The following is a 3,070-nucleotide window of genomic DNA, read 5'->3' on the forward strand; positions in this document are numbered from 1 at the left end:
CGGGCAGGCCGTCGCCCTGACCGGGGCGCGGCAGGTCGACGTCTCCTCGGGCGTCGAATCGGCGCCGGGGGTGAAGGATCTCGACAAGATCGCTGCCTTTGCCAGTGCCGCCGCTGCGGCGGGCACCGTGGGCGCCGTCCCGCGGCTCTGAGTCGCCACGGGCCCGGCGGCCCCCAAGCCCCACGGGCGCTGCCCATCGAAAAGGCTGGCTGCCGCCCTCGGCGCCCGCGGAGGGCGTTCCGCGCTGGAAACTCCCCCGACAGCGGTGCTTTGCTGCGTGCTGAAGCGCCCGGCAGGAGGAGCCCGCGATGCGGTTTTCCGTACGTCACGAGACCGTCTACCGCTACGAGGCCCCGGTGAGCCTCGCGCCGCACGTGCTGCGGCTGACCCCGCGTGCCGACACCGGCCGCGTGCTGTCGCGGCGGCTGCTGATCCTGCCCGAGCCGCTGTCGCTGATCGAAGAGACCGACGCCCACGGCAACTGCCTCACGCGGGTCGAATTCGGTCCCGCCACGCAGTTCCTCTCCATCGAGAGCCGGTTCGAGGTCGAGACGGCGGTCCCCGGCACGGCAGGGCAGGACGTCGTGCTGCCGTGGCGCGAGGCGCCGGAGGGGCTGGCGCCGTGCCTTGCGCAGGCCGATCCCGGCGCGGCGGTGCGGAGTTTCGCGCAGGGGATGGTCGCCGCCGGGGGCGGGCGGGCGCCCGGCTTTCTCGATGCGCTGACCACGACGCTCTTTGCCCGCACCGACCGGCGCATCCGCGAGACGGGCTATGCCCAGAGCCCTGAGGAGACGCTGCTGAGGGCACAGGGCGCGTGCCGGGACCTCGCGGTGCTCTTCATCGCCTGTTGCCGCCTCATGGGCCTGCCTGCGCGCTTCGTGAGCGGCTATCAGGCGCGGGCCGAGAGCGTCGATGGCAGGCGCCACCTGCACGCCTGGCCCGAGGTCTGGCTGCCCGGCGGCTGGGTGGCCTTCGACCCGACCCACGGCACCCGTGTCAGCGACGGCCACGTGGCGCTCTTCGCCGCGCCGGAGCAGGCAGCAACGATGCCGGTGGAGGGCGGCTACTACGGCGCCCCGACGGGCGCCACGCTGCGCTACAGCGTGGAGATCGGGGCGACGGGCTGAGCGAAGGCGTGGCGCTGCGGGGGGGGGGGGGGGATCTATGGGCGTCCGCTCAGGCGGTCTCGGCTCTCTCGAGCTTTTCCAGCGCCTGTTCCCAGAGCGTCTCGGCGCGGCGCAGACCGTCCATCACCTCGGCGTATTTCTTGTTCCAGGTGGCAAGCTCGCCGGCGCGGTTGTCCTCGTAGAGCTCGGGATCGGCGAGCTTGGTGGCGAGCTTCTCGCGCATCTCCTCGATCTTCTCGACCCGAGCCTCGCATTTCCGCACGTCCGAGCGCAGCGCGAGGATCTCGTCCCGCGACGGCTTCGGCGCCTTGACGACGGGCTTCTCGCGGTCGCCCCGGCCGGGCTTGTCCTGCGTCAGCAGCATGGCGCGGTAGGCGTCGAGGTCATCCTCGTAGGGCCGCACGGTGCCGTCCTTCACCAGCCACAGCCGGTCGGCAACCATGCCCAGCAGGTGCATGTCGTGACTGACGAGGATCACCGCGCCGGAATAGGCGGTGAGCGCTTCGACCAGCGCCTCGCGGCTCTCGATGTCGAGGGGGTTGGTCGGTTCGTCGAGGATCAGCATGTGCGGCGCGTCGAGCGTCGCAAGCAGCAGCGACAGGCGCGCCTTCTGGCCACCCGAGAGCCGGCCCACCACGGTCTCGGCCTGATCGGCGCCAAGCCCGAAGCCCGCGAGCTGCGCGCGCAGGCGCGAGGGCATGACCTCGGGGCGCTCGCGCTGGAGGTGCTGGAGCGGCGTCTCGTCGAGGTGCAGCTCGTCGACCTGGTGCTGGGCGAAGTAACCGATGCGCAGCTTGGACGAGCGCGTCATCTTGCCGTCCATCAGCGCCAGCCGGTCGGCCAGCAGCTTCGACAGCGTCGACTTGCCCTGGCCGTTGCGGCCCAGAAGCGCGATGCGGTCGTCCTGGTCGATGCGCAGGTTCAGTTTCTGCAGCACCTTCCGCTCGCCGTAGCCGGTGGCGCCGCCCTCGAGCGCCACGATCGGCGGCGAAAGCTGATCGGGCTGCGGGAAGGTGAAGACCCGCTTGGCGAGATCCTCAGGCGCGGTGATGGTGTCCATCCGCGCGATCATCTTAAGACGGGCCTGCGCCTGCTTGGCCTTCGAGGCCTTGGCGCGGAAGCGGTCGACGAAGCTCTGCAGGTGGGCCTTGCGGTCCTCCTGCTTCTTCGCGGCCGCCGCCTGCACCGCGCGGCGCTCGGCGCGGGTGCGGGCGAAGGTGTCATAGCCGCCCTGGTAGAGCGTCAGCTTGCGCGCCTCGAGATGCAGGATCGCGCCCACCGCCCGGTTCAGCAGCCCACGGTCGTGGCTGATCACGATGACGGTGTGCGGGTAGCGCGCGAGGTAGCTCTCGAGCCACAGCGCGCCCTCGAGGTCGAGGTAGTTGGTCGGTTCGTCCAGCAGCAGCACGTCGGGCTGCGCGAAGAGAACTCCGGCAAGGGCCAGCCGCATGCGCCAGCCGCCCGAGAAATCCGAGCTCGGGCGCTGCTGGTCGGCCTCGTCGAAGCCCAGCCCCTTGAGGATCGACGCGGCGCGCCCCTCGGCGGACCATGCGTCGATGTCCGCGAGCCGGGTCTGCACATCGGCGATGCGGTGCGGATCGGTGGCGGTCTCGGCCTCGGCCATCAGCGCGGCGCGCTCGGTGTCGGCCTCGAGCACCGTGTCGATCAGCGACATGGCATTGGCCGGCGCCTCCTGCGCGACGCCCCCGATGCGGGCGCTCTCATCCATCGAGATCTCGCCCCCGTCGAGGGTCCTCTCTCCCCGGATGAGCCGGAACAGCGTGGTCTTGCCCGCCCCGTTGGGGCCAACGAGCCCGACCTTGTGGCCGGCGGGAATCACGGCAGAGGCACCCTCGAACAGGGGGCGGCCCTCGATGGAAAAAGAGATGTCGTCGATCCTAAGCATGGGCGGGCTCTAGCAGAGCGTGCGGGCGCCGGAAATC

Annotated in this window: 2 protein-coding genes and 1 pseudogene; 2 read left to right on the forward strand and 1 reads right to left on the reverse strand. The window is 71.1% G+C overall.

The features are described from left to right. Both HC022_RS22645 and HC022_RS22650 read left to right on the forward strand, forming a co-directional pair. Positions 1 to 151: pseudogene (locus tag HC022_RS22645) on the forward strand (N-(5'-phosphoribosyl)anthranilate isomerase); the annotation flags it as partial. Positions 152 to 308: 157 nt separating this feature from the next. Beyond that, positions 309 to 1,127 carry a transglutaminase family protein gene (locus HC022_RS22650; protein WP_167453905.1) on the forward strand — a complete coding sequence of 273 codons (819 nt, stop codon included), beginning with the start codon at positions 309 to 311 and terminating at the stop codon, positions 1,125 to 1,127. Positions 1,128 to 1,176: 49 nt separating this feature from the next. Here HC022_RS22650 and HC022_RS22655 read toward each other — a convergent pair whose 3' ends face one another. Then, positions 1,177 to 3,033, reverse strand: a complete 1,857-nt coding sequence (locus HC022_RS22655) for an ABC-F family ATP-binding cassette domain-containing protein (RefSeq protein ID WP_167453906.1) — start codon at positions 3,031 to 3,033, stop codon at positions 1,177 to 1,179. Positions 3,034 to 3,070: the final 37 nt, after the last annotated feature.

It is taken from the genome of Salipiger sp. HF18, assembly GCF_011806505.1.
Classification (GTDB): Bacteria; Pseudomonadota; Alphaproteobacteria; order Rhodobacterales; family Rhodobacteraceae; genus Salipiger; species Salipiger thiooxidans.